The sequence below is a fragment of the Amycolatopsis sp. NPDC005232 genome (assembly GCF_040607795.1).
Taxonomy (GTDB): domain Bacteria; phylum Actinomycetota; class Actinomycetes; order Mycobacteriales; family Pseudonocardiaceae; genus Amycolatopsis.
In genome coordinates this window covers 198,078-224,289 of sequence record NZ_JBEXHL010000013.1, presented here as the reverse complement: position 1 = coordinate 224,289, position 26,212 = coordinate 198,078, and the positions used below count along the sequence as shown (strand labels likewise).

The window sequence follows — 26,212 nt, the reverse complement described above, 5'->3', positions numbered from 1 at the left end:
AAAATGCGGGGCCGGCGCCCCGGTCCGGCGTCCCTCTGGTGGGGTCGGGGCGAGGATTCGCAGGCCGGTGACGGATCGCGAAAGAAATCACCGGGTCGGGCGGCGAGTTGCTGCCAGACCACAACATCGTGTTCATCTTTGGGGGTGGCCTACTCGATGGGGGCACGGAGCGTAGATCCTCTGAGGGATCCGACTACCCTGCGTGGGCTAATCGGGTGACCGCCGGACGCCGTGACCCGGAGCAACCGGTAACCGGAATTCCCTCTTCGGTCCCGCCCGGGGTCCAATCTCCGGCCCGGGGCCTGGGCCGAATCGACTTTTCCCAGGTCAGCCGTGCGAAGCGGAAGACAATATCCCCGGGCGGGATTGGTGTACGATTCTTTGGCCCAGCTGACCGCAGCGATCGATAGGCACAGACAAGTTGACCTCGACCACCGCCGTGCAGTACGCAACTTGCGCCGTGCACGTGCAAAGTCCCGGGAAGCAGCACGCCGGTGATCACGGTGCGAGGTCTGCACGGTCGTGTCCTCACGGGGTCGATCGCGCGGGTCGGCGGAATGCCGTGGACCGTTCCGGGAGCACCGGAAGCCACCCACGAGCAGCCACGACGCGGGACAGGGAGTCACTTTCGTGACCGTTGCAGGAGATGGCCAGGTGCCCGTTGAGAAGCTGCTCGGCCGCCCGCCCCGGCGACCGAGCCGGTCCTCGGGCTGGCGAGCGGCGCTGCGCTGGCGTGACTGGAGCATTCCGGTCAAGCTCTCGGCGGTGACGCTGGTCCCCATCGTCCTCGCGCTGGTGCTGGGCATTACCGCGATCGTGGGACAGGTCAGCCGTTCGGATGACTACGAGCGGATCGACAAGCTGGTCGGCCTGAGCACCCAGCTGCGCAACCTCACCGACGGCCTGCAGAAGGAGCGCACGCTCACCGCGGCGCAGCTCACCGCGGGCACCGCCGGCGTCACGCCCGAGCTGAAGGCCGCCCGCGCGGCCACCGACGCCGCGGTCGAACCATTCATCACGGCGGCGAACCGCGTCGGCGGATCCGAGTCCAGTGTGTCCGGTGCCGTGAACTCGGCGACCGCGCAGGTCAACGAGATCGCCGTGATCCGCCAGCAGGTCGGCGCCGGCCTGCTCGACGCCGCCGAGGCGGTGGGCGACTACAACGCCGTGACCGGCGCCCTCATCGGCGCCGACACCGCGGTGGCCGCCGGTGCCAGCGCCGACGCGCTCGGCGGCACGGCGAACGCCCTGCACGACCTCGAGGCCGCCAAGGAACAGGTCTCGGTCAGCCAGGCACTGGTGTCCTACGGCATCGACCAGCACACGCTGGAAGCGCAGCAGCTCAGCGACGTCCGCGACGCCGAACTGCGTTATGACGACCGCATCGCCGACTTCAACGCGGCCTCCACCGCGCCGCAGCGCCAGGACCTCGAGAGCACGCTCAAGCCCGACACCGCCTACGACCGCAAGCGCATGGTCGGCATCGTCCTCGGGGAGCAGGGCCCCACGAGCGACCAGGGGCTGTCGCAAGTCCAGTCGCAGGAGTGGAACAACGCGTCCAACGCGGTGGTCGGCCAGCTCTCCGAGGTCGGCAACCGCATGAGCGCCGACGCCACCGCCGCGTCCGCCGCGCTGGTCGAGGACGCCAGTAGCAGCGCGGGTCTGCTCGCGGTGCTGCTGTTCGCCGCGATGGTCGCCGCCGCGGCCGTCGTCTTCCTCATCACGCGCCAGATCCTGCGGTCGCTGAGGACCCTGCGCCGCAGCGCGCTCGACGTCGCGGAGAAGGACCTGCCCGCCGCCGTCCGCAACATCCAGGAGGGCCGCGCGCAGAGCGTCGAGGTCGAGCCGGTGCCCGTGCGGGCGGCCGACGAGATCGGCGAGGTGGCGCGCGCGTTCGAGAAGGTGCACAGCCAGGCGCTGCGGCTCGCGACCGAGCAGGCCGCGATGCGCGCGGGCTACAGCAGTGTGTTCGTCAACCTCTCGCGCCGCAGCCAGAGCCTCGTGCAGCGCCAGCTGCAGCTGATCGAGCGGCTGGAGCGCGACGAGGAGGACGCCGACCAGCTCGCCACGCTCTTCCAGCTCGACCACCTCGCCACCCGGATGCGGCGCAACAACGAGAACCTGATGGTCCTCTCCGGCGCCGAGCCGGGCCGCCGCTCGGGTCAGCCCGTGGCCGCGCACGACGTGCTGCGCGCCGCCGTGTCGGAGATCGAGCAGTACCAACGGGTCTCGGTGCAGCAGCCGCCGGCGGTGAAGATCGTCGGGTTCGCCGCGAGCGACGTCCAGCGCCTCGTCGCGGAGCTGCTCGACAACGCCACCGCGTTCTCCGCGCCGGAGACGCAGGTGACCGTGGCGACGCGTCTGGCCGACGACGGCTCGCTCAACGTCGACATCCTCGACAAGGGCATCGGCATGAACGAGTACGAGGTGGTCGAGGCCAACGGCCGCCTCACCGAGGCCGGCTCGGTCGACCTCGCGACCTCGCGCCGCATGGGCCTGTTCGTGGTCGGCCGCCTCGCCGGGCGCCACCGCATCGGCGTTTCGCTCCACGGTGGCAAGGACATCGTCGGCGTGCGGGCCACCGTGGTGGTCCCGCCTGAGCTGGTCATGACCGGTGCCGCGCTGGAGAACCCGCAGCAGCAGGCCGGTCCGTTCGGCAGCGTCACCGCGCCGCCCGCGAGCCCCGGCGGCCTGCCGCGCCGCCAGCGCCCGGTCAACGGCTCGGCGCGCCCGGCCGTGGACCGCCCGCTCGTGCCGCAGCAGCCGAACCAGGGGGCCGACGAGCAGCAACTGTGGCCCTCGGCGAGCGACCTCGCGGGGTTCGCCAACGGTCACACCGTCGACCCGGGCGTGCGCCCGCCGTCGAACCTCGAGATCTCCGGGACCGCGCTGTTCAGCCCGCTTCCGCGCGACGACGCGCCGCCGGCCAAGCCGCCGCTGCCGCAGCTGCCGCAGATCGTCGACGTGCCGCCACCGCGCCCGGAGCCGGAGCCCGAAGCGCGCCCGGAGCCCGCCGACGAGCGCGCACGCGAGCTGCCCTCGGGCAAGGACCTGTTCTCCGCCAACGGAACCACCCTGAGCGAGTGGTGGAACGAGGCGGCGCAGAAGGTGCCGGAGGTGCCGCCGCCCACGGCCGCCGAGACGACGATCGAGAACACGCCGATCTTCGACGAGATGCTCTCGGTCTGGTTCCGCTCGCCCGCGCCGCCCGCGGACGAGCCGCCGGCCAAGACCGGTACAGACCAGCCCGCGGCCGAGCCGGTCGCGAAGCCCGGCGAGTCCAGCGAGTCCGGCGAGTCCAGTGCGGACACCGACGACAAGCCCGGCGCGAAGACCGAGCCGAAGCCGGCGGAGCAGCCGCCGGCCGACGTGGCGAAGCCGGAGCCCGGCGTCGCCCCGGTGACCACGCCGGAGCAGGACGAGCGCAACTGGGACTTCGCGAGCGACGAGAACTGGCGCACCGTCCAGGCCGCCTCGCAGGTCGAGCCGACCGCGTTCACGAAGGCGGGCCTGCCGCGCCGCCGTCGGGGCGAGCAGCTCATGCCGGGCAGTGCGACGCCGGACCAGCTGCCCGCAGCGGAGTCGGCCGGCCCGGGCCTGCCGGTGCGCGACCCGGCCGACGTCCGCGGTCGCCTCACCAGCTTCCAGCGCGGGGTGAACCGTGGCCGGCAGCAGGTCCGCGACGGGGTCGTCGATCCGGCCGCCGAACAGCAGGGTCTGGGCGCCTCGGCGCTCAACCGCCTCGAGGGCGAGCCCGGCACCGGGTTCGCGGCCCCCGGTTTCGGCCCGGCCGCCGAGCAGGCCGGCGAGACCCCGGCGGACCGCCCGGGCGTGGCGTACGCGTTCGGCATCGGTGGTCCGGACCAGCAGGGTCCGGTGGGAGACAACGAGATCACGGCCGAGTACCCCGGTTTCGTCGGTGCCCTCGACGCGGCGGTGGCCGCGGCGGACGCCGCCGAACAGGCCGGGCAGCCCGCGCAGACCATCGAGACCCCGGCGGACCGCCCGGCCGTCGCGAACGTTTTCGGTGCGGCCCAGGCGGAAACGCCCGCGGCCGAGCGCGAGCAGGACGACGAGACCCGCCCGGACCGTCACGGCGTCGCGAGTGCGTTCGGCGCGGCCCGCACCGCCCAGCCCGAGCCCGCGGTGGACCAGCCGGTGCCGCCTGCGTTCGACCCGCAGGGCGGGTGGCCGACCCCGAGCGAGACCAACGGCAATGGCAGCAATGGCAATGGCAGCGGCAACGGCACGGCGACCCGCCCGTCGCCCACCCCGCGCCCGACGCGTCGCCCCGAAGGCGAGGTGCCCGGCCGCCCCGCGGCGCCCGAGGCCCTGCCCACCCGGCGGCCTGCCGCCAGCAACCTGCCGCCCGGACCGCCGGCCGTCGACCCGGGCCAGGTGCCCGCCGCGGTGGCGAACCTGGAGGCCGCCGCGGCCGGGACACCCGCCACGGAGTGGGCTTTCGGGTCCGACGAGGGCTGGCGGACGGTCCAATCGGTGTCCCAGTCGACGCCCTCTTCGTTCACTTCGGCAGGATTGCCCCGGCGTCGCCGCGGGGAGCAGTTGCTCCCCGGGAGCGCTCCGCCGCCCGCCGGAGCGGCGAATCCTCGTCCGACCCGCGACGCGCACGACGTGCGTGGCCGCCTGAGCAGTTTCCAACAGGGCATCCAGCGCGGCCGGCACCGCACTGGGCAGGCCACTGAGACCAACCACGAAACACTGGAGGGTGAATGACCTCGCCGAGTACGGCTCAGCCGCAGCAGAACCAGTTCGGCTGGCTGGTCAACGACTTCGCCGAGCGGGTCCCGGGTGTGGCGCACGCCGTGGTGGTGTCGGCCGACGGGCTCCTCCTCACGGCCTCCAACCGCCTGCCGCTCGACCGCGCCGACCAGCTCGCCGCCGTCGCCTCCGGGCTCGTGAGCCTCACCCAGGGCGCGGCCCGCTGCTTCGAGGCGGGCGCGGTGAACGAGACCGTGGTCGAGATGGAGCTCGGCATCATGGTGCTGATGTCGATCAGCGACGGGTCTTGCCTCGCGATCCTCGCGGCGCCAAACTGCGACATCGGCCAGGTGGCCTACGAGATGACGATGCTCGTGGACCGCGTCGGGCAGATCCTGACTCCCGAACTCCGTGCGCAGCTGCAGGGCGCGGGTGGGTCGCTGATCGGTGAACCGGTGGGATGATTACGCGATGAGCACGGGGCCCGGATTATTCGGCGGAGAGCCCGGAGACAGCGAGGAACCCCCGCGCGCGGGGGCTCCCGGTGCTGCCCGCGGTGAGGACGACGGCACCTTCGCCGACCTCCTCAACGGCTTCAGCCTCGATTCGGGCCGCTCGCGCAAGAAGCGGAAGAAGACCGGTAAGGAGTCCCAGTCCCCCGAACCCCCGCCCGCGGGAGCGCACGCGGCGGAGGAACCGCCGGCGGTGCCAGTGCCGCCGGCCGAGTTAGGAGATCGAGTGACCTCTCTAGTCTCTCCACCGGGTAGTACCGATGCGGATGGGCCTAGACCAGGCGGGCTCTTCGACCCCGGACCGCCCAGCGGCGAGTTCGTGATGCCCGCCGCGTTCACGCGGCCGGACCGACCCGATCGGGTGGACCCGGCCGAGGAGACGTCGATCGTGCGGCCGTACGCTCTCACCGGCGGCCGGACCCGGGCGAACTACGCGCTCGAGCTGGAGACGCTGATCTCCACCAATGACCACGTCGTCGCGGGGGGCTTCCCCGAGGCGGCGGCCGAACAGATCGAGAGCATCTCGATCATGGAAGAGTGCCGGACCCCGCGCTCGGTCGCCGAGATCGCGGCGATCCTGCGGGTGCCACTGGGTGTCGCCAGGGTGCTGATCAGTGACGCGGCCGACGCGGGCCTCGTCACCGTGCACCGGACGATTTCGGGCAATGACGGCGCCGAAGCACACTTGATGTTGATGGAAAGGGTTTTGAGTGGACTCCGTCGGCTTTAAGGCACCGCGGGAAACCGCGCCCCCGACCATGACATCGGCGAAGATCGTGGTGGCGGGCGGCTTCGGAGCGGGCAAGACGACTTTTGTGGGCTCGGTGTCGGAGATCGTTCCGCTCACCACCGAGGCGATGATGACCGACGCGAGCCGCGGCATCGACAACCTCGACCAGACCCCGAACAAGACGACCACCACGGTCGCCATGGACTTCGGCCGCGTGTCGCTCGACGCCGACCTGATCCTGTACCTGTTCGGCACCCCGGGCCAGCAGCGCTTCTGGTTCATGTGGGACGACCTGGTGCGCGGCGCCATCGGTGCGATCGTGCTGGCCGATACCCGCCGCCTGGCGGATTCGTTCGCGCCGATCGACTTCTTCGAGGACCGCGGCCTGCCGTACATCGTCGGCGTCAACACCTTCGACGGGGTGCTGGAGCACGACATCAACGATGTGCGCGAGGCGCTGTCGATCGACCCCAGCATCCCCATCGTCCGCTGTGACGCACGGGACCGGGAGTCGACGAAGCAGACGCTGATCACGCTCGTCGAGTACGCCATGCGGCAGTGGATCGCCTTGCGGGCGGCCAAAGCCCAGTGACGCTGCCCTTCAGTGCTGCTGCGGCCGGGTCACCTCACTTCGGTGGCCCGGCGGTACCGCAGCAGCACCACGGCGTCGTCGATCACGCGCGACTCGACGAGCCGCAGGCCTAGCCGCTCGGCGTCGACGGCGAACGGCCGCTTGTCGCCGCCCAGCACCACCGGGTGCACGAGCACGTGGTACTCGTCGATCAGCCCGAGCCGGCTCAGCTGCGCGGGCACGTCGGCGCCGCCCATGAGCAGGATGTCCTTGGTGTGCCGTGCTTTCAGCGCCGTGATCTCCTCGGTCAGGTCGCCGCCGAGCACCTCGGTGTCCCACCCGGGGTCGGTGAGCGTGCGCGAGAAGACGACCTTCGGGGTCTTCCGCCACACCGGCGCGAACGCGACGTCGTGCGGATCGTCCGAGATGGACTCCGCGCGCGGCCAGAAGCCCGCCATCATGTCCCACACCCGCCGCCCGTAGGCGAACACGGCGGCACGGTCGGAGAGCTCCTGCGAGTGGCGCGACAGCTCGGGCCCCATCCGCGGCCAGTCGAATTCGCCGTTCGGGCCCTCGACGCACCCGTCGACCGAAACGTGGACGTAGTACACCAGCTCACCCATGACCAGGCTCCTTCACCGAGTGGCGTCCCTGCCGGACGCCGTTCAGCCTACGGTCGGAGCGGGCTGCCGCGACCGGACATCGGTGGCGAAAGAATCCACTCGGCTCGTCAGTATTCGTCGTGGCGGCGCCACCAGCCGCCGGGCTCGTCGGAGCCGCGCGACTCCTCCTCCCACGCCTCCTGCCGGCCGAACGGCGTGATGTCGAGGTAGCGGTGCGAAGCCAGGAACGTCTCGGCACCGCGGCCGCTGGTGAAGTACGTGCGGAAGACGTCGTCGCCGTCGCGCAGGAACACGCTGATCCCGAAGAACCGGCCGACGCCGCAGTCCTCGGTGAAGTCGCTGCCGTTCGCCGAGACCCACGGCAGGTCCCAGCCCATGCGGGCCTTGTATCGCTCGATCTCGGGCAGCGTCGCGGGCGCGGTGACGACGAACGTGACGTCGCGGGCGTTGAGGTGCGCCAGGTGCGGCACGTTGTCCACGACCATCGAGCAGCCGGGGCAGCCCGCTTCGTCGCCCGGGTGCAGCATGAAGTGGTAGACGATCAGCTGACGCCGGCCGTCGAACAGGTCCAGCAGGCTCTTCCTGCCCTCGGCCGAGGTGAACTCGTAGGCCTTGTCGAAGCGCACCATCGGCAGCCGGCGCCGCTCGGCCGTCAGGTGGTCGGCCGCCTTCATCAGTTCCTTTTCCTTGACCAGCAAGGCATCGCGTTCGGCCTGCCAGTCCTGGGCGGACACGACACGGGGGAGTGCGGTGGTCATCGGGCCTCCTCGAGGTGGTGGGCGAGCTTTTCGAAGGTGGAGCTCCAGCCGTCCTGGTGGCCGGCGCGCTCTTCCTCGGTCGGGAACGGCGCCTGGTGGAACGTCATTTCGGTCTTGTCGCCGACCTCGGTGAACGTGATGGTCACGACCGTCTCGCCGACCGCGTCGTCGGGCTGGTCCCACGAGAACGTGAACACGAGCCGCCTGGGTGGGCTGATCTCGCGGTAGGCGCCCTGCATCCAGCGCTCGACGTCGTACTCGTCGCTGTGGATCCGCGCGCGCCACGCGCCGCCGGGCCGCAGGTCGATCGTGACTCCCGAGGCGGCGAACTTGTCCGGGCCGAGCCAGCTCGCGAGGCGTTCCGGCTCGGTCCACGCGCGGAACACCAGCTCCCGTGGGGCGTCGAACACGCGCGTGATGGTCAGGTCCCGTTGCGTCATGACTCGGTCTCCTTCCGGGGCTCCTGCAGGAGCCGCAGGTGCTCGTCCAAGCGGTCGAACCCCGCCTCCCAGAACTGCCGGTACTCGTTCACCCAGTCGGCCACGACCGCGAGCGGCTTCGTCTCGAGCCGGCACGGGCGCCACTGGCGCATCCGGCCGCGGGTGATGAGCCCGGCCGCTTCCAGCACCTTCAGGTGTTTCGACACCGCCTGCAGGCTCACCTCGAACGGCTCGGCCAGCTCGTTCACCGTCGCTTCGCCCAGGGCGAGCCGGGCGAGGATGGCCCGCCGGGTGGGATCCGCCAGCGCGGCGAAGGTGGTGCTGAGCTGATCAGTGGCCATCGGTACTCAATCGCTCGGTTGATTAACTTGTAGGTTGAATATAGCTCCCAGCTGGCTCCTGTCAACCGCGCGACGAGCCGGCTTGAGACCTGCGTCACCGCCGCTCGGGTTTCCAATAGTAGGAAGTCCAAGTATTTTGGAGGGATGAGCAGCGACCTCTACCGCCCCGAGAACCCGGTCCGGTTCGTCACCGCGTCGAGCCTGTTCGACGGTCACGACGCGTCGATCAACATCATGCGGCGGATCCTGCAGTCGCAGGGTGCCGAGGTCGTGCACCTCGGGCACAACCGCTCGGTCGACGAGGTGGCCACCGCCGCCATCACCGAAGACGTGCAGGGTATCGCCATCTCCGCCTACCAGGGCGGCCACGTCGAGTACTTCTCCTACCTGGTGGAGCTGCTGCGCGAACGCGGCGCGGGGCACATCAAGGTGTTCGGCGGCGGGGGCGGCGTGATCGTCCGCGAGGAGATCGACCTGCTGCACTCGCGTGGCGTGGCGCGGATCTTCTCGCCCGAGGACGGCTACGAGATGGGCCTGCCGGGCATGATCAACTTGATGATCAAGGCCTGCGACGTGGACCTCTCGGCTCAGCCGCCGGTGTCCGTCGACAAGCTGCTCTCCGGCGACGTGCCGGCGCTCGCGCGGGTGATCACCCAGCTGCAGCGTGAAAAACTGCCCGAAGACTGGCTCGCCGCCATCACCGAGGCCGCCGAGAAGCGCCACGTACCCGTACTCGGCATCACCGGCACCGGCGGTTCCGGCAAGTCGTCGCTGACCGACGAGCTCATCCGCCGCTTCCGCCTCGACCAGGAGGACAAGCTGCGGATCGCGGTGCTCGCCGTGGACCCGTCGCGACGCAAGGGCGGCGGCGCGCTGCTCGGTGACCGCATCCGGATGAACTGCCTCGACGGCTCACCGGTGTACTTCCGCTCCATCGCCACCCGCACCACCAGCGGCGAGATCCCCGCCGGGATGCGCGAATCGATCCTCGCGTGCAAGGCCGCGGGTTACGACCTCGTGATCGTGGAGACGCCGGGCATCGGCCAGGGCGACGCGGGCATCGTCGACTACGTGGACGAGTCGCTGTACGTGATGACGCCGGAGTTCGGCGCCGCGTCGCAGCTGGAGAAGATCGACATGCTCGACTTCGCCGACGTGGTGGCCATCAACAAGTTCGAGCGCCGCGGCGCCGAGGACGCCCGCCGCGATGTCGCGCGCCAGTTGGTGCGCAACCGCGAGGCTTTCGACAAGGCTCCCGAGGACATGCCGGTGTTCGGCACGAGCGCCGCGAAGTTCAACGACGACGGCGTGACCGCGCTGTACCAGAATCTGCGCGACCACCTCGCCGAGCGTGGGCTTTCGGTGTCGGCCGGCGTGCTGCCCGCCGTCGAGGGCAAGGTGTCCACCGACGCGAGCACGGTCATCCCGGGCAACCGGGCGCGCTACCTCTCGGAGATCTCCGAGACCGTGCGCGGCTACCACGAGCAGACCGAGAAGCAGGTCGCTGCCGTGCGCAAGCGCGAGCACCTGGCCGCCGCGAAGGTCGCTTTGGACACAGTGGACGCCGCCACGGACGCGCTCGACGGGCTGCTCGCGGCCGCCGAGTCCGATGTGGACGGCGAGACCACCCAGCTGCTGGAGCGGTTCCAGGCGCTGTCGGAGGAGTACCGCGAGGACGAGCTCGTGGTGAAGGTCCGCGACAAGGAGCTGCGCACGCAGCTGTGGCGCGACACGTTGTCGGGCAACCGGATCCCGCGCGTCGCCCTGCCGCGCTACACCGAATCCGGTGAGCTGCTCTCGTTCCTGCGCCGCGAACACCTGCCCGGGTACTTCCCCTACACGGCGGGCGTGTTCCCGTTCAAGCGCGACGGCGAGGACCCGGCGCGCATGTTCGCCGGCGAGGGCGACGCCTTCCGCACCAACCGCCGGTTCAAGCTGCTCTCGGCCGACTCCGAGGCCAAGCGACTGTCCACGGCCTTCGACTCCGTGACCCTCTACGGCCACGACCCCGACACCCGCCCGGACATCTACGGCAAGGTCGGCACCTCGGGCGTCTCGATCGCGACGATCGAGGACATGAAGGTGCTCTACGACGGCTTCGACCTCACCGCGCCGAACACGTCAGTGTCGATGACGATCAACGGCCCGGCGCCGACGATCCTCGCGTTCTTCCTCAACACCGCGATCGACCAGAAACTCGACGCCTTCCGCGCCGAGCACGGTCGCGAGCCGTCCGCGGAGGAGTCCGCCGAGCTGCGCGCGTGGGCGCTGAAGAACGTGCGCGGCACCGTGCAGGCCGACATTCTCAAGGAAGACCAGGGGCAGAACACCTGCATCTTCTCCACGGAGTTCAGCCTGCGCATGATGGCGGACATCCAGGAGTGGTTCATTAAGCACGAGGTGCGCAACTTCTACTCGGTGTCGATCTCGGGCTACCACATCGCCGAAGCCGGCGCGAACCCCATCTCGCAGCTGGCTTTCACGCTGTCCAACGGGTTCACCTACGTCGAGTCCTACCTCGCGCGCGGCATGGACATCAACGACTTCGCGCCCAACCTGTCGTTCTTCTTCTCCAACGGCATGGACGCCGAGTACTCGGTGCTCGGCCGGGTGGCGCGGCGGATCTGGGCCGTGGCCATGCGCGAGCGCTACGGCGCCAACGAGCGGTCGCAGAAGCTCAAGTACCACGTGCAGACCTCGGGCCGCTCGCTGCACGCGCAGGAGATGAGCTTCAACGACATCCGCACGACGCTGCAGGCGCTGTGCGCGCTGTACGACAACGCGAACTCCTTGCACACCAACGCGTTCGACGAGGCCATCACCACGCCGTCGGAGTCGTCGGTGCGCCGCGCGATGGCGATCCAGATGATCATCAACAAGGAGTGGGGCCTGTCGAAGAACGAGAACCCGCTGCAGGGCTCGTTCATCATCGACGAGCTCACCGACCTGGTCGAGGAAGCCGTGCTGGTCGAGTTCGACCGGATCTCCGAGCGCGGCGGCGTGCTCGGCGCGATGGAGACGGGTTACCAGCGCGGCAAGATCCAGGACGAGTCGATCCTCTACGAGCGCAAGAAGCACGACGGCTCGCTGCCGATCATCGGCGTCAACACCTTCCGCAACCCGCACGCGGGTGAGGAGGGCGTGGAGGTCGAGCTGGCCCGCGCCACGGAGGACGAGAAGAAGTCGCAGCTCGACCGGCTCGCCGACTTCCAGCACCGCCACGGCGAAGACGCTCAGCAGGCACTGAAGGCCCTGCGCGAGGCGGCGACCCGCGGCGGCAACCTGTTCGGGGTGCTGATGGATGCCGCACGGGTCTGCTCGCTCGGGCAGATCACCGACGCGTTCTTCGAGGTCGGCGGTCAGTACCGGCGCAACGTCTGACCCTTCCTGTCGTCGGAAAGGGCCGGGTCACGCGCGTTCGGCGGCCAGCTGCCAGGCCGGCGCGCGGATCCGGCCCTGTTCGTCCTGTTCCAGCTCGTCCAACGCGGTGAGGTCGCCGGTCTCGCCCGGCTGGATCGTGCGCGCCGCGTCGCGCAGCTCTTCCAGCGTGAGGGAAATGGTGTAGAGCGCCGGGACCAAGCTGGTGATCCGCCAGCCGCGGCCGACGGTCTCCCGCAGGTTCCGTTCGCCGATCCGGAACGGCCCGGGGAAGCTCTCGGGCACGGCTTCGGAAAAGCAGAGCAGGTGCAGCCGCGCTCCGGGGCGCGTGACCCGGACGAGCGCCGCGATGTAACTGCGCCGCTGCTCTTCGGTCAGGCAGTGGTAAAGCGCGCTGTCGAGGACGGTGTCGAATCGGTCCTCGAAGCCTTCCAATCGGGTGGCGTCGGCGACCTCGAAGGTGATCTCCAGCCCTTTCGCCGCGGCCCGTGCCCGTGCTTCGCGAAGGGCTGTCGGGGAGCCGTCGACGCCAGTAACGCGGTGTCCGCGCAAGGCGAGGAACACCGCGTTCTCGCCGAGCCCGCAGCCGACGTCGAGCACCTCGCCGCGGAACCCGCCGGCGTTCTCGAGAGCGACCAGCGCCGGCTGCGGGGCCTTGATGTCCCACGGCACGGTGTCGCCCAGGGGGCTCCGGCCCTGGTACACCTGGTCGAAGTCGGTGTTCTCGGCGCTCATGGCGGACCTCCTTTTCAACAAGTGCTGATTTTAATCGTGCCGACCGATCCGGTGAGGTGTCAACGACGGCGGGAATAGGGTGCCGCCGCATCGGGTAGAACGAGGCATGGACTTCGGGATCTCCACGTTCGTGACCGATGAAGGCATCCGCCCCGACGTGCTGGGCGAGGCGCTGGAGGAGCGGGGCTTCGACTCGCTCTTCCTCGCCGAGCACTCGCACATCCCCGTGAGCAGGGAGAGCCCTTACCCCGGTGGCGCTGACCTGCCCGAGAAGTACAAGCGCACGCTGGACCCGTTCATCGCGCTGACCGCGGCCGCGGTGAACACGTCGAACCTCGTGCTGGGCACGGGCATCGCGTTGCTGATCCAGCGCGACGTGATCCACACGGCCAAGGAGGTCGCGTCCCTCGACCTGGTGTCGCGCGGCCGGGTGGCGTTCGGCGTCGGTGTGGGCTGGAACCGGGAGGAGATGGCCAACCACGGCACGGACCCGACCACTCGTGGCGCGCTGATCGACGAGCAGATCGAGGCGCTCAAGGCGATCTGGACGCAGGACGAGGCCGCCTACCACGGCAAGTTCGTGGACTTCGACCCGATTTTCGCGTGGCCCAAGCCCGTGCAGAAGCCGCACCCGCCGATCTACGTCGGTGGCGAGAGCCCGGCCGCACTGCGCCGGCTGGCCCGCCTCGGCGACGCCTGGTTGCCGCGCCAGCACACCCCGTCCGACGAGATCCGGCGCGTGCGCGAGTGGCTCGCCGAGCAGGGTCGCACCAACGTGCCCTTCACGGTCTTCGGCGCCGCGGCCGACAGCGACGACGTGAAGCGCCTGGCCGAGGCCGGCGTGGAGCGCTACACGTTCATGCTGCCGACGCTGCCGGAAGCCGAGACGCTGGCCGCGCTCGACGACCTCGCCCGGCTCGCGGCGAGCCACCGGTGAGCCGTGGTTCGATGATCCAATGAAGTTCGGGATCTCCACATTCGTGACCGATGAAGGCATCCGCCCTGACGTGCTGGGTGAGGCGCTGGAGGAGCGGGGTTTCGACTCGCTGTTCCTCGCCGAGCACTCGCACATCCCCGTGAGCCGCGAGACCCCGTACCCGGGCGGCGGTGACCTGCCGCGGGTGTACTACCGCACGCTGGACCCGTTCGTGGCGCTCACCGCCGCGGCGGTGAACACGTCGAACCTGGTGCTGGGCACCGGCGTTGCGCTGCTGGTGCAGCGCGACGTGATCCACACGGCCAAGGAGGTCGCTTCGCTGGACCTGGTGTCGCGCGGGCGCGTGGCGCTGGGCGTCGGTGTGGGCTGGAACCGGGAGGAGATGGCCAACCACGGCACGGACCCGGCCACCCGGGGCGCGCTGATGGACGAGCAGCTCGAGGCGTTGAAGGCGATCTGGACGCAGGACGAGGCGTCTTACCACGGCAAGCACGTGAACTTCGATCCGATCTTCGCGTGGCCCAAGCCGGTGTCGAAGCCGCACCCGCCGATCTACATCGGCGGTGACAGCCGTGCCGCGGTGCGCCGCCTGGCTCGCCACGGCGACGCCTGGATGCCGATCTCCTCGACGACGAGCGAAGCCATCCGCCGCGTGCGCGGGGAGCTGGCGGAGCTGGGGCGGACGGACGTGCCGGTGACGGTTTTCGGCGGTGCGGCCGACGCGGACACCGTGAAGCGGTACGCCGCGGCCGACGTGGAGCGCTACACCTTCATGCTGCCCACGCTGCCGGAAGCCGAGACGCTGGCCGCGCTCGACGGCTTCGCGCGGCTCGCGGCGGACCACGGGATGGCCTCGTGAAGTTCGGGATCTTCAGTTTTGTGACCGACGAGGGCATCCGGCCAGACGCGCTCGCGCGCGGGGTCGAGGAACGCGGGTTCGACTCGCTGTTCGTCGGGGAGCACTCGCACATCCCCGCCGACCGGCAGTCGCCGTACCCGGCGGGCGGGGAGCTCCCGCGGATGTACTACCGGATGTACGACCCGTTCGTGGCGCTCACAGCCGCCGCTTCGGTGACCTCGACGCTGCTGCTGGGCACCGGCGTCGCCCTGCTGGCGCAGCGCGACCCGATCCAGACGGCCAAGGAGGTCGCCTCGCTCGATCACCTCTCGGGCGGGCGCGTGGTGTTCGGCGTGGGCGCGGGCTGGAACCTCGAGGAGATGCGCGACCACGGCACCGATCCCGACGCGCGCGGCCGGCTGCTCGACGAGCGGCTGGACGCGATGAAACAGCTGTGGACCGAGGAGGAAGCGACCTTCCACGGCGAGTTCACGCATTTCGACCGCGCCGTCGCGTACCCGAAGCCGGCGCAGAAGCCGCACCCGCCGATCTACGTCGGCGGCAACAGCCGGCACGCGGCGCGGCGGGCGGCCCGGCACGGCGGGGTGTGGATGCCGAACTCCGTGGTCGCGCCCGAGCGGGTCGGGAAACTCATGGCCCTGCGCGACGAGTTCGCCCCTGGTACGTCGGTGTCGATGTTCGCGGTGGGCAGCAAGAACGAGGCTCTGCTGGAGGCCTACGCCGAAGCCGGGGTGGAGCGCATCACGTTCCTGCTCGGCACGCGGCCCGAAGCGGAGACCCTGAGCAGGCTCGACGCCCTCGTCGAGGTCGTCGAAAAGTACCGGTGAAGGAGCGGATTTCGCGTGAGTGGTGTGCAGATCGGTCTTGCGGCTGCGTTGGAGCAGTTTTCGCCGCGGGAGTCGATTCGGTTGGCGAAGGCGGGCGAGGAGCGGGGCTTTTCGGGGCAGATGGCGGCGGATCACTTCCAGCCGTGGGTTCCGCAGCAGGGTGAGTCCTCGTTCGTGTGGAGCATGCTGGCGTCGCTGGCGGAGAACACCACCGGTGACCTGGGGCCCGGGGTGACGTGTCCGTCGTTCCGGTTGCACCCGGCGATGGTGGCGCAGGCCGCGGCGACGCTGGAGGCCACGTATCCGGGCCGCACGTGGTTGGGGATCGGGTCGGGTGAGGCGCTCAACGAGCACATCATCGGCGGTTACTGGCCCGAGGCACCCGAGCGCGTGCGGCGGATGTTCGAGGCGCTGGAGGTGATCCGGAAGCTGTTCACGGGCAAGGACGTCAAGCACAACGGCGAGTTCTTCAAGCTGCACACCACTCGCCTGTGGACGCTGCCGGACACGCCGCCGCCGGTGTACATCGCTTCGGCCGGTCCGTACACCTCGCGCAAGACCGGGGAGCTGGCCGACGGGCTGATCACGCCGGGCGCCTCGATCGAGAAGCTCGCGGGGATCCTGGAGAACTTCAACGCGGGCGCGAAAAAGGCCGGCAAAAACGGCGACGAGATGCCGAAGCTGCTGCAGGTGCACCTGTCCTGGGCCGAGGACGACGAAACCGCGTGGGCCAACGCCATGGACCAGTGGCCCAACGGTGGCATGAAGTTCCCGAAGGCCGACGTGCGTTCGCCGTTCGACTTCGCGCAGATGGCCAAGCTCGTGCGCCGCGAGGACTTCGAGGGCCGCATGGTCGTCTCCTCGGACCCCGACGTGCACCGGGCGGCGCTGCAGAAGTACGTCGACGCCGGCTTCAACCGCATCTACATCCACAACGTCGGCCGCAACCAAGACCAGTTCCTCGACGTCTTCGGCAAGGAAGTCCTGCCGAAGCTCACGGCGTGACGGCTGGGGCCCGCGGGTTTTCGTCGCTCGCGGGCCCTACTTGTCCAGCAGCAGGTGGACCGACAGCTCGAGACGGTGGGCGACGTCGGCGGCTGACGCCCGGCGCGTCACCCACGCCACGAGGTTGGCCATCCACACGTCGGCGACGACGTGGAAGATGTCGCGATCGGACTCCGTCGGCTCGGCGATGCCCATGGCCTGCGCGAACATGTCCTCCATGAGCCGGCCGACGACCTCGACCTCGGCCGCGGCGGACGTGTCGGCGAACATGAACGCGCGCACCATCGCCTCGGTCAGGTGCGGGTCGCGCTGCATGAGCCGCGTGTTGCGGCCCAGCACGAACATCAGCCGCTCCGCGGGGGTCTCGCCCGGGATGGCGGCGCGTTCGAGCTTCTCCTGTGCCCGCTCGAACTGCCGCGCGAGGCCGGACACGAGCAGGTGGATCTTCGACGGGAAGTAGCGGTAGAGCGTGCCCAGCGCCACGTCGGCCCTCTCGGCGACGGCCCGCATCTGCACGGCGTCGTAGCCGCCCTTGGAGGCCAGCGCGAGCGTGGCGTCGATGATGCGGCGACGGCGGTCGCGCTGCGCCGCGGAGCCGAGCTCCTCGCCGATGGTGCCCAGTCCGGTGCGCGCCTTCGCCGCCGGAGCCTTCGCCTTGCCCGGCATCGGCCTTCTCCTGTCTTGCGGAACTCGTTCCAGTTCTGCGTTCAGCGTACCTTCCCTGGCGAAACGTTCAACTACCAACCCGCTGGCCGAAAAACTGTAACACGTTCTACACTCGCGAGTAGTCCCGTACCGCGAGGAGGCCCCGATGGCGGTCGCGCTCACCGGCGAACAGGCGGCGCTGGCCGCCGCGATCCACGACTGGTCCCGGGCCCACGATCCGGTCGCGGCCGTGCGCGCGGCCGAGGGGACCGGCGCCCAGTTGCCCGCGCGGTTCGCCGACCTGGGGTTGTTCGGGGTCGCGTTGCCGCCGTCGGTGGGTGGCGCCGGCGGCACTGTGGCGGATCTGGCGGCGGGGCTGGCTGCGGCGGCTTCGGAGCTGGTCCCGGGACCGTTGCTGAGCACGGCGTTGGCCGGGCTGCTGCTCGGTGACGGGGACGTGGTTGAGGCGATCGCGGACGGTGGCGCTCGGGTGGCAGTGCTGCTCGAAGCGCCTTGTGCCGACGGGTTTCTGCAGGGTTCGTCGGGAGCGGTGCCGGGTGCGGATGCGGGCGCGTGGCTGCTGGTGCCGGTGCCGAGCGGTCACGTGCTGCTGCCGCCCGGCGCCGCGGGCGTGTGCGTGGAACCGTTGGCGCCCTTCGACTTCTCGCGTCCGCTCGCGCGGGTGCATTTCGACCGGGTGCCCGTCGCGGACGTGCTGGAGCTGCCGGACGTCTCGGATTTCGCGGCAACGCTGGCCGTGGCGGAGGCGGCGGGGGTTGCGCGGTGGTGCCTGACGACGGCGGTGGAGTACGCGCGGGTGCGGGAGCAGTTCGGGCAGGTGATCGGGGCGTTCCAGGCGGTGAAGCACCTGTCCGCCGAGATGCTGTGCCGCGCCGAGGCGGCGGAGGCACTGGCGTGGGACGCCGCGACGGCGGCTTTCGGCCCACAGCACGCGGTCGCGGTGGCGAGCGCGGCGGCGGTGGCGCTCGACGCGGCCGTGGACAACGCCAAGGACTGCGTCCAGGTACTGGGCGGCATCGGCTTCACGTGGGAGCACCCGGCCCACCTGTACTTGCGCCGTGCTCTTGCCTTGCGGCACTGGCTCGGCGGCTCGGCGCGGTGGCGGCAGCGCGCGGCCGACCTCGCGCTGGCGGGGCAGCGGCGCACGCTCGACGTGGCAGTGGACGACTCACCGGAGCTCACCCGGCTCGTGGCGGAGATCGCCGCCCTGCCGGAAGACGGCCGTCGTGTCGCGCTGGCCGACGCGGGACTGCTGGCGCCGCACTGGTCTGAGCCTTTCGGCCGGGGCGCCGGAGCCGCCGAGCAGCTGCGCATCGACGCGGCCCTGGCGGAGGCCGGAGTGCGCCGGCCGGACCTCGTGATCGGCGCGTGGGCCGTCCCGACGATCCTCGAACACGGCACCGACGAGCAGCGCGCGCGGTTCACCGGCCCCACGCTGCGCGGCGAGCTGACGTGGTGCCAGCTGTTCAGCGAACCCGCCGCGGGCTCCGACCTGGCATCGCTGCGCACCGCCGCCCGCCGCGTCGACGGCGGCTGGCGCCTCAGCGGGCAGAAGGTGTGGACCTCGCTCGCGCACGAGGCCGACTGGGCCATCTGCCTGGCCCGCACCGACCCCGACGCGCCCAAGCACAAAGGCATCACGTACTTCCTCGTCGACATGCGCACGCCCGGCATCACCACGCGCCCGCTGCGCGAGATCACCGGCGCGAGCGTCTTCAACGAGGTCTTCCTCGACGACGTCTTCGTCCCGGACACCGGCGTCGTCGCATCTCCGGGCGACGGCTGGCGCCTGGCCCGCACCACCCTCGCCGGCGAACGCGTAGCCCTCGGCAAGGGCTCCGCGGCGGGCGAGGGTGTGGAGGCTCTGGTCGCTGAGCTGGGCGGCCGGCTCGGCCCGGGCGACGAGGTTGGCCGGGGAGAGCAGGTTGGCCGGGGAGAGCAGGGCGGTCCGGGCGGCGTGGTTGGCCTGGTCGGCCGGGGAGAGCTGGGTGGCCTGGGCGGCTTGGGTTGCACGCTCGACTCGTCCACCCGCGAACGGCTCGGAGCCCTCATCGGCTCCGGCAGCGCCTGCTCCGTCCTGGACCTGCGCGCCACCCTCCGCCGCCTCGACGGCCAAGGCCCAGGCGCGGAGTCCTCGGTCGCGAAGCTCCTGGGTGTCCGCCACCGGCAGTCGGTCGCGGAATTCGCCCTCGACCTCGCCCCGGACCTGCTCCCCGACACCCCGCCGACCCACGAGTTCCTCCTCACCCGCTGTCTCTCCATCGCCGGCGGCACCACCCAGGTGTTGCTCTCGGCAGTGGCCGAGCGGGTGCTGGGCCTCCCGCGCTGACCCGTCCGGCGCGCACCCCAATGCGGCGTTGGTTGCGTTGAGCGCACCGAACGCCGCATTGGGGCGCTGGAGTCCGGGACGCTGGGGCGCGCTGAGCCGTTTGTCGTACCCCTGCCCTACGGTGCTGGGCGTGGAGTTCGGCGCACTGACCCAGGCCACCTACCTTCCCTCGGACCCGCCGCGGGAGGGTGTGCTGGCGTTGTGGGGCGACGAGGTCGCGGGGGACACCGCGATCGAGCTAGTGCTGCCCAACGACAAGAAGTTCGCGCGCACCAAGGTGGACGCCCGCCTCGTTCCGCTGGCGCGCGCGATCCCGCGGCTGCTGGTGGTGCCCGACGACGTGAGCCCGGCGATCGCCGCGTGGTCGGCGGTGGTGAACGCCGGGGTCAACCTCGTGGCGCGTGGGCGGTTGCGGCCGGCGCTCACGGCCGGTGGTGTGGGGTCGTGGCGGGTGGGGCCGCTGGACGCGGCCGACGAGGAATTGGTGCGGGGGCTCGCGTCGGCGTTGCCGCCGGAGGCGCACGCGTTGCCGTTGTCCGGGGTGAAGCGGATCCGGCTGCATTCGCCGGAGTCGCTGGTCCGGGCGTTGTGGGACGCGGCGGCCGACGTGCTGGTGCGCAGCCCCGCCGCGTCCGTCGGGGCGGGTGTGCCGGCGTTCGCGGAGGCCGAGCCGACGCTGGTCGGGCCGGACGGGGCGGCGTGGCTCACCGAGCTGGACGCCCGCGGGCCCCACGGCGCGCAGCTGATCCTGAGGGTCGAAGCGCGCGAAGACGAGCAGTTCGCGGGCGTGCTGGCCGTGCGGTCCGCGCTCGAGCCGAGCCTGGTCGTCGAAGCCGCGACGCTCTGGGACGCGCCCGACGCCGTGCTGCACCGCCTCGGCGACCAAGTGGAAACCCAGCTGCTGCTCGGCCTGCGCCGTGGCGCGCGAGCGTGGCCGCCGCTCGGCCGCGTGCTCGCCGAAGCCGCGCCGACGGAACTGGCCCTGTCCGATGACGACGTCGTGGACCTGCTCGGCTCAGGCGGCCGCGAGCTGGGCAGCGCCGGCATCGAAGTGTTGTGGCCCAAGGATCTCTTCGCCGGCGAAGTCCGCGCGAAGGCGAGCGCGACGCAGGCGCCGGCCAGCGAGGCGGGCCCCGCGTTCCCCCTCAACGGCCTGCTGGAGTTCCGCTGGCGCCTGTCGCTCGGCGGCGACGAGCTGACCGACGAGGAGGTCGCCACGCTGGCCGAGGCCAAGCGGCCGCTCGTCCGCCTGCGCGGCCAGTGGGTGAAGCTCGACCCGCGCCTGCTCGCCCGGATGCGCGCCAAGCGCAACCGCAAGCTCACCGGCGCCGAGGCGCTGGCCGCGGCGCTCACGGGCGAGCTGGAGCTGGACGGCGAAACCGTGGAATTCGCCGCGCAGCCCGCGCTCGCCGGGCTGGTCGACCGGCTCAAGGAACGCGACTCCGCGCCGGTCGGCCCGCCCGACGGACTCGCGGCGACCCTGCGGCCGTACCAGCTCGCGGGCGTCGGCTGGCTCGCCACGATGACGGGCCTCGGTCTCGGCGCGTGCCTTGCCGACGACATGGGCCTGGGCAAGACCATCCAGCTCATCGCGCTGCACCTGCACCGCCGCGCGCTGAAAGCCGGGCCCACGCTGGTCGTCTGCCCGACGTCGCTGCTCGGCAACTGGGAACGCGAGTTCGCCAGGTTCGCGCCGGACGTGCGCGTGCGCCGCTTCCACGGCGGCGGCCGCCACCTCGACGACCTGCTGCCCGACGAGGTCGTGCTCGCCACCTACGGCGTGGTCCGCCGCGACCGCGCGACACTGTCCGAAGCGGACTGGGGGCTCGTCGCCGCCGACGAGGCCCAGCACGTGAAGAACCCGTTGTCCGCCACGGCGAAAGAGCTGCGGAAGGTCCCGGCCGCCGCGCGCGTGGCGCTCACCGGCACGCCCGTGGAGAACCGGCTCACCGAGCTGTGGTCCTTGATGGACTGGACGACACCGGGTCTGCTCGGCCCGCTCGACCGCTTCCGCCGCACCGTCGCGCGGCCCATCGAGCGCGACCGCGACCAGACCGCCACGGAGCGGCTGGCCACGACCGTGCGCCCGTTTCTGTTGCGGCGCAAGAAAACCGACCCGGACATCGCGCCGGAGCTGCCGCGCAAGACCGAGACCGACCGGTTCGTGCCGCTCACGGCCGAGCAGACCACGCTGTACGAGGCCGTCGTGCGCGAGAACTTGGCCGAGATCCGCGCGTCGCAGGGTGTGCAGCGGCGTGGGCAGGTGCTCAAGCTGCTCACCGAGCTCAAGCAGATCTGCAACCACCCCGCGCAGTTCCTCAAGGAGAGCGGGGGAGTCCTCACCGGACGCTCCGGCAAGCTCGCCGCGTTCGAGGAACTGCTCGACGTAGTCCTCGACGAGGGCGACAGCGTGCTCGTGTTCAGCCAGTACGTGCAGCTGTGCCGCCTGCTCGAACGCCGGCTCGCCGACCGCGGGCTGCCCGTCGCGCTGCTGTCGGGCGAGGTCGGGCCGAAGCGGCGCGACGAGCTGGTGGCGTCGTTCCAGTCCGGCGAGGTGCCGGTGTTCCTGTTGTCGCTCAAGGCGGGTGGCGTCGGGCTCAACCTGACGCGCGCGACGCACGTGATCCACTACGACCGCTGGTGGAACCCCGCCGTGGAGGACCAGGCGACAGACCGCGCGTACCGGATCGGGCAGGACCGGCCGGTGCAGGTCCACCGGTTGATCGCCGAGGGCACGCTGGAGGAGCGCATCGCCACGGTGCTCGAGGCGAAACGCGGGCTGGCCGAGGCCGTGGTCGGCGCGGGGGAGGACTGGATCACGGAACTGTCCGACGACCAGCTCGCCGACCTCGTGCGGCTCGGAGGTGGGTGATGCCGCCCCGAAGGACATTCGGCAACACCTGGTGGGGCCGCGCCTGGGTGGAGGCGCTGGAGCAGCGCGCGAGCGTCGACCCGAACCGCCTGCCGCGCGGGCGCACGTACGCGCGCAAGGACACCGTGAGCGAGCTGCACGTCGGCGCCGGCGAGGTCACCGCGCGCGTGCGTGGGAGCCGGCCCGAGCCGTACCGCGTGACGATCCGGATGCGCGAGTTCTCGCCGCAGCAGTGGGACACGCTGCTCGTCGTCGTCGGCCGCCGCCTCGGCCACACCGCCGCGTTGCTCGACGGAGAGCTGCCCGAGGAGCTGGCCGCGCAAGCACGTCAGGCGGGAGCCGACCTGCTCCCCGGACCGGGTGACCTTCGGCCGCGCTGCTCGTGCCCCGACTCGGCGAACCCGTGCAAACACGTCGCCGCCGTGTACTACGTCGTGGCCGACGAGGTCGACACCGACCCGTTCGTGCTCTTCAAACTCCGCGGTCGCCCCCGCGACGAGGTCCTCGCCCGGCTGCGCACGCTGCGCGCCCCCGACCGCCCGCAGCACAAGAAGGTCCACGACCCCGGCCTCACCCCGAAGCGCGCGTACGCCCGCCGCGTCACGGCAGTTCCCCGGTTGCCGCCGGTGCCCGACGTCGCCGGCCCGCCCGCCGTCCTCGACCTCGACCCGCCACCGAGCACGGGCTGGACCTCGGCCACTCTCGCCACCCTCGCCACCGACGCCGCCTCCCTCGCCCGTGACCTGCTCGTTTCGGGCGGCACCGCGGCCGAGCTGACGTTCGAGGAAGACCTGGCCCGCCGCGCCGCCGCCCGCCCGCCCGAGGAACTCCCCGCCCTGGCCCTGGCCGCTGGTGTCGCGCTGCCCGAACTCACCACCCGGGCGGGCGCCTGGCGCGAAGCCGGCCGCGGCGGCCTCGCCGCCCTGCGCGAAACGTGGTCACCGGGCCCGGGCCCGCTCGCGGACGCCCGCGCCTGCCTCTCGGACACCGGCCTCCCCGACCCCATCACGACCTGGCGCAACCGCGTGACCCAAGGCCCCCTGCAACTCCGCTACGGCCGCGACCACCGCTGGTACCGCTTCCTGCGCACCGGCCCGGCCTGGCAGCTCGACGGCCCGCCGTCCACGAGCGCCCTCGACGTCGCCTACCCGCCGGGCTGATCCGCCCGCAGCTCCACGCAGCACCCACCGGGCGCGGGATCGATCAGCACCGCATCGACACCGGGCACCTCCAGACCCGCGACGATGCCGCCCAGGAACGCCTGGTTGATGCCGCACACCAGGTCAGGCGCCTTGCCCGCCAGCGGGTGGAACGGGCAGTTGCGCAGCCGCACGCAGGTCGGCGTCTCGCGGCGCGGCTCGAATCCCTGCCGGGCGAGGACGGTTTCGGTGAGCGTCAGGCCGCGTTCGGCGCCGAGGCGGCCGGGGCGCAGGGAGGTGCGTTCGGTGGTGCCCAGTTCTTCGCCGCGCTCGCGCGCCACGCGCAGGGCGGCGACGCGGGCGGTTTCGCCCTCGGTTTCGGTGACGACGGCGTCGAGGAGGATGTCGGCGAGCACGCCGTGGCGGCGGGGCGGGATGGTGACGGCGAAGTCGGTGTCGGCGGGTTCGTAGACCTTCGGGGTGCGGCCGACCTTGCGGATGCCGCCGACGGCCTCGTAGCGCGAGCGCAGCAGGCCGGCGTCCACGAGCTTGTCGAGGTGGAACGCGGCGAGCTTGCGCGAGATCCCGACCGACGCGGCGGCCTCGTCGCGCGTGACGGGCCGCACCGAGCCGCGGATGAACGTGTACATCCCGCGGCGCAGGTCCTCCTCCAGCGCGGCCACGGCCTTGATCGCGGGAGCGGCGTGCTCAGTCGTCACGGGTCCACGATAACGCCTACGAGGGTGTCCGCAAGTATCAGTTAACCCTGTTGAACTGGTCACCTTGACCGAGACCGGCAATAAGACCAATACTCATGGACGAAAACCCGCCGAACCCCGAGGGGTCCCCATGCGCTCCGGCTCTGCTCTGCACGTCGTCCACGAACCCGACCCCGGCATCGACCTCGCCGCCGCCGCGCGCGCCGCCGGCGACTTCCTGCGGGCGCTCGGCGTCAGCCTGGACACGGAGAGCCTGCAGGGCACGCCCGAGCGCATGGCGCGCGCGTACGCGGAGTTGTTCACGCCACGCTCGTTCGACCTCACCACGTTCCCCAACGACGAGGGCTACGACGAGCTGGTGCTGGCCCGCGACATCCCCGTACGGTCGGTGTGCGAGCACCACCTGCTGCCGTTCACGGGCGTCGCGCACGTCGGCTACCTGCCGGGCGACCGCATCCTCGGCCTGTCGAAGCTCGCGCGCGTGGTCGAGCACTTCGCGTGCCGGCCGCAGGTGCAGGAGCGGCTCACGAAGCAGGTCGCGGGCTGGCTGGGCGAGCAGCTGACCCCGAAGGGAGTCGGCGTGGTCATCGAGGCCGAGCACACGTGCATGACGCTGCGCGGCGTGCAGGCCACCGGCTCCAGCACCGTCACCTCGACACTGCTGGGCACGTTGCGGGAGGATGCCCGCTCCCGCCAGGAGTTCTTCGCACTCACGGGCGTCAACGCATAAAGGAGTTGTTTCCTTTGCCAGAGCAGGGTTTTGTCATCGTCGGCGCGGGCTTGGCCGGCGCCAAGGCCGCTGAGGCACTGCGGACCCAGGGGTTCGCCGGACGGGTGACGCTCATCGGCGACGAACCCGACCGGCCCTACGAGCGCCCGCCGCTGTCCAAGGACTTCCTCGCCGGCAAAGCCGAGCGCGACAGCGTGTTCGTGCACGAGGAGGGCTGGTACGCCGAGCACGACGTCGACCTGCGCCTGGGCGCCACGGCCACCGCCATCGACCGCGACAACCACGTGGTCCGCCTCGAGGGCGGCGAGACCGTGGGCTACGACAAGCTCCTGCTGGCCACCGGCTCGAGCCCGCGGCACCTGCCGATCCCAGGCGCCGACGCCGAGGGCGTGCACTACCTGCGCCGCCTCGCCGACTCCGCGAAGCTCAAGGAGACGCTCACCGCCGGCACGCGCCTGGCCGTGATCGGCGCGGGCTGGATCGGCCTTGAGGTCGCGGCCGCCGGGCGTGAGGCCGGGGCCGAGGTGACCGTGCTGGAGGTCGCGGAGCTGCCGCTGCTGGCCGTGCTTGGCCGCGAGGTCGCCACGGTCTTCGCCGACCTGCACCGCGCCCGCGGCGTGGACCTGCGCCTCGGCGTGCAGGTCGAGGCCATCACCACCGACGGCGGCAAGGCCACGGGCGTCCGTCTCGACGACGGCACCGAGGTCGCCGCCGACGCTGTGCTCGTCGCGGTCGGCGCCGCGCCCAACGTCGAGCTCGCGCAGGCCGCGGGCCTGGCCGTGGACAACGGCGTGGTGGTCGACTCGTCCCTGCGCACCACCGACCCGGACGTCTTCGCCGTCGGCGACATCGCCTCCGCGCTGCACCCGCTCCTCGGCAAGCACGTGCGCGTGGAGCACTGGGCCAACGCCCTCAACCAGCCCGCCGTCGCCGCCGCCGCGATGGCCGGCCAGGACGCCACCTACGACGAACTCCCGTACTTCTTCACCGACCAGTACGACCTGGGCATGGAGTACCACGGCCACGTCGACCCGGGCGCCTACGACCGCGTCGTCTTCCGCGGCGACGTCGAGGCGCGCGAGTTCATCGCCTTCTGGCTCCGCGACGGCCATGTGCTGGCCGGCATGAACGTCAACGTCTGGGACGTCGGCGACCAGCTCAAGGCCCTCATCCGCGCCGAAGGCCCGATCGACGCCGATCGGCTCGGCGACCCGAACGCGCCGCTCGAACCCTGAGGCTTTCATCGCCCTGCGGCGGCCCTCACGCGACGGTCGAAAGGCCGGAGCGCGGGGGCCGTTGCTGTGTCCGCCGGGCCGCGCGGA

General features: G+C 71.3%; 21 protein-coding genes. 14 read left to right on the top strand and 7 right to left on the bottom strand.

Going from position 1 to position 26,212, the window contains the following annotated elements; genetic code table 11:
• Positions 1-654: 654 nt before the first annotated feature.
• Genes ABZU76_RS25310 through ABZU76_RS25295 form a run of 4 tightly spaced genes read left to right on the top strand, consistent with a single transcriptional unit; the run spans position 655 to position 6,553 of the window.
• Positions 655-4,734 carry a nitrate- and nitrite sensing domain-containing protein gene (locus ABZU76_RS25310; RefSeq protein WP_354873697.1) on the top strand — a complete coding sequence of 1,360 codons (4,080 nt, stop codon included), beginning with the start codon at positions 655-657 and terminating at the stop codon, positions 4,732-4,734.
• Positions 4,731-5,183, top strand: a complete 453-nt coding sequence (locus ABZU76_RS25305; RefSeq protein ID WP_220238205.1) for a roadblock/LC7 domain-containing protein — start codon at positions 4,731-4,733, stop codon at positions 5,181-5,183. The genes ABZU76_RS25310 and ABZU76_RS25305 overlap by 4 nt, the downstream gene beginning before the upstream one ends.
• A 7-nt stretch (positions 5,184-5,190) precedes the next feature.
• A complete protein-coding gene (locus ABZU76_RS25300) occupies positions 5,191-5,961 on the top strand; it encodes a DUF742 domain-containing protein (RefSeq protein WP_255637682.1) in 771 nt (256 codons plus the stop codon).
• Positions 5,942-6,553, top strand: coding sequence for an ATP/GTP-binding protein (locus tag ABZU76_RS25295; protein WP_220238207.1), 612 nt, complete (start codon positions 5,942-5,944; stop codon positions 6,551-6,553). The genes ABZU76_RS25300 and ABZU76_RS25295 overlap by 20 nt, the downstream gene beginning before the upstream one ends.
• A gap of 29 nt (positions 6,554-6,582) precedes the next feature.
• Here ABZU76_RS25295 and ABZU76_RS25290 read toward each other — a convergent pair whose 3' ends face one another.
• The 4 genes from ABZU76_RS25290 to ABZU76_RS25275 form a co-directional block, all read right to left on the bottom strand.
• The gene (locus tag ABZU76_RS25290; protein ID WP_354873694.1) at positions 6,583-7,155 is read right to left on the bottom strand and encodes a dihydrofolate reductase family protein; all 573 of its coding nucleotides are present in this window, start codon (positions 7,153-7,155) and stop codon (positions 6,583-6,585) included.
• Positions 7,156-7,262: 107 nt separating this feature from the next.
• Positions 7,263-7,913 (bottom strand): DUF899 domain-containing protein, encoded by a 651-nt coding sequence (locus tag ABZU76_RS25285; protein WP_354873692.1) that lies wholly within the window; start codon positions 7,911-7,913, stop codon positions 7,263-7,265.
• Positions 7,910-8,353: an SRPBCC domain-containing protein gene (locus ABZU76_RS25280; protein ID WP_354873690.1), complete on the bottom strand. Its 444-nt coding sequence runs from the start codon at positions 8,351-8,353 to the stop codon at positions 7,910-7,912. Before ABZU76_RS25280 ends, ABZU76_RS25285 begins: the two co-directional genes overlap by 4 nt.
• A complete protein-coding gene (locus ABZU76_RS25275) occupies positions 8,350-8,694 on the bottom strand; it encodes a metalloregulator ArsR/SmtB family transcription factor (RefSeq protein WP_354873688.1) in 345 nt (114 codons plus the stop codon). The genes ABZU76_RS25280 and ABZU76_RS25275 overlap by 4 nt, the downstream gene beginning before the upstream one ends.
• A 144-nt stretch (positions 8,695-8,838) precedes the next feature.
• On the opposite strand from ABZU76_RS25275, the gene icmF reads away from it, so the two are divergent.
• Entirely contained in the window at positions 8,839-12,075 is a 3,237-nt protein-coding gene (icmF, locus tag ABZU76_RS25270; RefSeq protein WP_354873686.1) for a fused isobutyryl-CoA mutase/GTPase IcmF, read from the top strand.
• Between the two features lie 27 nt (positions 12,076-12,102).
• Here icmF and ABZU76_RS25265 read toward each other — a convergent pair whose 3' ends face one another.
• Entirely contained in the window at positions 12,103-12,807 is a 705-nt protein-coding gene (locus tag ABZU76_RS25265; protein ID WP_354873684.1) for a class I SAM-dependent methyltransferase, read from the bottom strand.
• A gap of 106 nt (positions 12,808-12,913) precedes the next feature.
• On the opposite strand from ABZU76_RS25265, the gene ABZU76_RS25260 reads away from it, so the two are divergent.
• From ABZU76_RS25260 to ABZU76_RS25245, 4 genes are read left to right on the top strand one after another with little or no spacing between them, the layout of a single operon-like run.
• Positions 12,914-13,744 (top strand): LLM class F420-dependent oxidoreductase, encoded by an 831-nt coding sequence (locus ABZU76_RS25260; protein ID WP_354873682.1) that lies wholly within the window; start codon positions 12,914-12,916, stop codon positions 13,742-13,744.
• A 19-nt stretch (positions 13,745-13,763) separates the two neighbouring features.
• Complete coding sequence (locus ABZU76_RS25255) at positions 13,764-14,603, top strand: LLM class F420-dependent oxidoreductase (protein WP_354873680.1); 840 nt, start codon at positions 13,764-13,766, stop codon at positions 14,601-14,603.
• Complete coding sequence (locus ABZU76_RS25250; RefSeq protein ID WP_354873678.1) at positions 14,600-15,430, top strand: LLM class F420-dependent oxidoreductase; 831 nt, start codon at positions 14,600-14,602, stop codon at positions 15,428-15,430. Before ABZU76_RS25255 ends, ABZU76_RS25250 begins: the two co-directional genes overlap by 4 nt.
• Before the next feature lie 15 nt (positions 15,431-15,445).
• The gene (locus tag ABZU76_RS25245) at positions 15,446-16,435 is read left to right on the top strand and encodes a TIGR03557 family F420-dependent LLM class oxidoreductase (RefSeq protein ID WP_354873676.1); all 990 of its coding nucleotides are present in this window, start codon (positions 15,446-15,448) and stop codon (positions 16,433-16,435) included.
• Between the two features lie 36 nt (positions 16,436-16,471).
• Here the strand turns inward: ABZU76_RS25245 and kstR are convergent, their stop codons facing one another.
• Complete coding sequence (kstR, locus tag ABZU76_RS25240) at positions 16,472-17,101, bottom strand: cholesterol catabolism transcriptional regulator KstR (protein ID WP_354873674.1); 630 nt, start codon at positions 17,099-17,101, stop codon at positions 16,472-16,474.
• A 145-nt stretch (positions 17,102-17,246) separates the two neighbouring features.
• Between kstR and ABZU76_RS25235 the strand changes: the two genes are divergently transcribed.
• The 3 genes from ABZU76_RS25235 to ABZU76_RS25225 all read left to right on the top strand — a co-directional run bounded on the left by ABZU76_RS25235 (position 17,247) and on the right by ABZU76_RS25225 (position 23,462).
• Entirely contained in the window at positions 17,247-19,430 is a 2,184-nt protein-coding gene (locus ABZU76_RS25235) for an acyl-CoA dehydrogenase (RefSeq protein WP_354873672.1), read from the top strand.
• Between the two features lie 121 nt (positions 19,431-19,551).
• Positions 19,552-22,302, top strand: coding sequence for a DEAD/DEAH box helicase (locus ABZU76_RS25230; RefSeq protein ID WP_354873670.1), 2,751 nt, complete (start codon positions 19,552-19,554; stop codon positions 22,300-22,302).
• Entirely contained in the window at positions 22,302-23,462 is a 1,161-nt protein-coding gene (locus tag ABZU76_RS25225) for an SWIM zinc finger family protein (protein ID WP_354873668.1), read from the top strand. The genes ABZU76_RS25230 and ABZU76_RS25225 overlap by 1 nt, the downstream gene beginning before the upstream one ends.
• On the opposite strand, the gene ABZU76_RS25220 is transcribed toward ABZU76_RS25225, so the two are convergent.
• Positions 23,447-24,091, bottom strand: a complete 645-nt coding sequence (locus tag ABZU76_RS25220; RefSeq protein WP_354873783.1) for a transcriptional regulator — start codon at positions 24,089-24,091, stop codon at positions 23,447-23,449. The genes ABZU76_RS25225 and ABZU76_RS25220 overlap by 16 nt on opposite strands.
• A gap of 199 nt (positions 24,092-24,290) precedes the next feature.
• Here ABZU76_RS25220 and folE point away from each other — a divergent pair, with 199 nt between their 5' ends.
• Entirely contained in the window at positions 24,291-24,890 is a 600-nt protein-coding gene (gene folE / locus ABZU76_RS25215; protein ID WP_354873666.1) for a GTP cyclohydrolase I FolE, read from the top strand.
• Between the two features lie 14 nt (positions 24,891-24,904).
• Positions 24,905-26,125, top strand: coding sequence for an FAD-dependent oxidoreductase (locus ABZU76_RS25210; protein WP_354873664.1), 1,221 nt, complete (start codon positions 24,905-24,907; stop codon positions 26,123-26,125).
• Positions 26,126-26,212 lie beyond the last annotated feature (87 nt).